Below are 2,998 nucleotides of genomic sequence, written 5' to 3'. Positions count from 1 at the left end.
AAAAATATGTTTGAGAATTAAAAGATAGGATAGTAAATATAATAATCAAAAATTAACGATATGTTAAGGAGTGATATTAGGTGGAAATTGGAATCGTTGGATTAGGAAAAATGGGATATAATCTTGTAAAGGATCATCATACAATTTAAATCAATAGAAGACATACTGTATTTCAAAGAAAAACAATTACAGCCCAATATGTTAGTAATAAGGATACAACCTAGGGAAGGTGTGTTTTTTCAGTTTAATGCAAAGGAACCAGGAACCGAGCAAAATATTATTCCAGTACAAATGGACTTTTGTCAAAATTGTCAAATTGGAATTAACTCACCGGAAGCCTACGAAAGACTCTTATATGATGTCATGAGGGGGGGGACGCAACCCTTACACATGATAGAAGTGACTTACTAACCGAGCTAGCCAATCCAGTGCAGTAAAGGGCTCATACATATTACTGGTTTTACCTTTATATATGATCCTGTTTATACCGTCCATTGAATTGGATACATAGGTTATGCGCTCTTGTGATATAGGCGCTCGCACAATATATTGAGCAAGTCTTTCTAGCCCTTCCTTATCCCATGGCTTTACTGACTGTCCACAGTATACATTAAATCCTGAGTGCTGCCAATTAGCCATATTGTTTTTAATAGCGCCATTTATCTTGCCTTCTCTCTCAAGCATATTTATAACTTCCATAGCAAAGGAAGCTTCCAGATCTTTTGCATTGGGCTCTATCCCAACCATAAATTCAGAGTTGTTATAAAAACAACCATCCGTTGCTATTATATGTAAATTCCTGTGTTTTTGCTTCACTACGCAATTTGGAATGAACTTTTCTCTCTTTGAAAAACCTTTTTACTAATTCTTCCATAAGATTTCCCCCTTTGTTTCTCGGCAAATAAAAAGCTCTTTTATTAATACAATGTTTCTTTCAAGAATTTTGTAAACCATATGAGTCTTAAATTTGATAATGAATACAGAAATAGCAAATAGTAAATTCCGTTGATTGAAATGGCATAATGACTTTTTCAATCAACGAAAAAAATACCCTCTCTTTTTTGAAGGGTACTTCTATGTAATAGTGTTTTTCTGTTGCTAAAGTCAACCATTAATTATAAATTTTTTAATAATTCCTTATTTTTAATTATAAACCAGGTATGACTTGCTTTCAATTTACAAGTTAATTACAATTTAACAAATTAATACCAATGTTTTTTGTTTTATTTAGAATAATTAAGCACTTGGTTTACATTTCTATATAAATTGACACTTTTAATATAGTGAGGGATTGTTTGATTTTATTGGAATTCAAAAACATTTGGGAGGTGTAACCATGGAAAATGAATTATTGAAGTTAGCTGCATCACAAGGAATCTGGACAGCATTATCTGTAGTTCTTATCTTTTATATTTTAAAAACACAGGAGAAAAGAGATAAGAAACAAGAGGAAAGAGAGAATAAGTATCAAGAGATAATTTCTAGTCTTACTGATAATTTAAGTATTGTTGAGGATATAAAGCTAGATATGAAAGAAGTTAAGAAGTATGTGTTTAATAAAAAAATCTAAAAGTGGTTGATTATTTTTTAAAATATCTCTTTTATATAATATAAGACAAAGTAAATTGGCCCTGCTGCAGGATATACTACGGCTTTTACTCGTGGAGCAGACGATCGCATTGATCAAATTTTAAGAGATTACAATACTGAAAACGGAGTTCATGTTGTATTAAGGGCAGAAGGTACTTTTGATCCAAGTTTATCTGAATTGAAATCTATTAAGTATACCGATGTAGTACGTGTAGTAAATACTAATTATATTGGTGAGTGGGTATAATTACATCCTCATAATAACAGTATATAAAAACGCTACAAAGAAAAAATTCTGTAGCGTTTTTATATTGCTAAGCTTTAATGTATACTTATTTAATTCTTGCATCTGATGATTTTAAATATAAATATAAAATATAGGCTAATCTTCCTCCCCAAGCACTCATCACAGCAATAAAACTTGTCATTCGGGTGAAACGATCTATATGCAAAGAATATGCTACAACAACAATTATAATCCCAAAGAAAATTATTGCTTGCATTTTTTTATTTTTTTCTAAAAGTTCATTCAAAAGTTTATTCAAAAGCTATCACTTCCAATCATAAAAAATATATACATTACATTACATTATATTTATATTCTATTTTTAAATATATTTTTCATTATTGACCCTTTGTGTTAGAAGAAGAGTATTAGCTCATAGCCTCTGTTACTTTATCAATGCAATGTACTATATAGATTTTAAATACATATCTAATAATGCTTTTTACTCATCTATTTTTTAAAATCCCGTCTCATTAGAATTTCATCACTCTCCTTTAGTTTTAATAGTTGAAGACTTAGTAAAGTATATGCTTTCACACTATCTATTAAAAAACTTCCTCTAAATAGACTTTTTTACGAATTGTATGCTCCGATACCCCCATTAAGTTAGCTAGGCCTTTTATAGAATATTCTTTCTCCTTGCTCATCAAAACATCTCCCTATATAGTTACATAGATGTATTGTCAAACCTATGTATAACCTATAAAATCAATGTATTTTCTCTATCCATATATAACTATAACTATATACATTCAATACAAACATCTATATTCCTTTTATATAAACCCATATAAACAAATCAATTGAACTGTGCCCTAAATTCATATGAGAGCACCTGTCGTCATAATTAGTATTTTTCCAAATATTATTTTACATTTACTACATTTTTTTTACATTTTTATCATTATATTACATGCATAATGGATAAGAGGTTAGTATATTTTATTATATTAAAACAAGGAGGACAAAATTATGTTGAAAACATTTAGAAAAAGTAGTTTGTGCATGATACTTATTTTAGCAATGATGGTTCCGAGTTTTGCATTTGCTCAAGAAAATAACGAGATTGACGAGGTTTTGAATGAGGTTAATTCGTTTAGCGAAAAGTATGGCATGACATTT

General features: G+C 29.5%; 4 protein-coding genes. 2 read left to right on the top strand and 2 right to left on the bottom strand.

Annotated elements, in window-relative coordinates:
- Window positions 1–132: 132 nt before the first annotated feature.
- Window positions 133–411, top strand: a complete 279-nt coding sequence (locus CHB72_RS28445; RefSeq protein ID WP_207652653.1) for a hypothetical protein — start codon at window positions 133–135, stop codon at window positions 409–411.
- Here the strand turns inward: CHB72_RS28445 and CHB72_RS25485 are convergent.
- Entirely contained in the window at window positions 385–747 is a 363-nt protein-coding gene (locus CHB72_RS25485) for a transposase (protein ID WP_089285672.1), read from the bottom strand. The genes CHB72_RS28445 and CHB72_RS25485 overlap by 27 nt on opposite strands.
- A 589-nt stretch (window positions 748–1,336) precedes the next feature.
- On the opposite strand from CHB72_RS25485, the gene CHB72_RS25480 reads away from it, so the two are divergent.
- Window positions 1,337–1,570, top strand: coding sequence for a BhlA/UviB family holin-like peptide (locus CHB72_RS25480; protein WP_089285671.1), 234 nt, complete (start codon window positions 1,337–1,339; stop codon window positions 1,568–1,570).
- 352 nt (window positions 1,571–1,922) lie between these two features.
- Here the strand turns inward: CHB72_RS25480 and CHB72_RS25475 are convergent, their stop codons facing one another.
- The gene (locus CHB72_RS25475) at window positions 1,923–2,135 is read right to left on the bottom strand and encodes a hypothetical protein (protein WP_089285670.1); all 213 of its coding nucleotides are present in this window, start codon (window positions 2,133–2,135) and stop codon (window positions 1,923–1,925) included.
- Between the last annotated feature and the right edge of the window lie 863 nt (window positions 2,136–2,998).

This window comes from Anaerovirgula multivorans (assembly GCF_900188145.1).
Classification (GTDB): domain Bacteria; phylum Bacillota; class Clostridia; order Peptostreptococcales; family Natronincolaceae; genus Anaerovirgula; species Anaerovirgula multivorans.
This window is presented reverse-complemented; position numbering and strand designations above follow the sequence as displayed.

Excerpts from the sequence above, each read along its gene's own strand:
- CHB72_RS25485 (WP_089285672.1), bottom strand. The coding sequence starts at position 747 with ATGGTTGGGATAGAGCCCAATGCAAAAGATCTGGAAGCTTCCTTTGCT.
- CHB72_RS25480 (WP_089285671.1), top strand. The coding sequence starts at position 1,337 with ATGGAAAATGAATTATTGAAGTTAGCTGCATCACAAGGAATCTGGACA.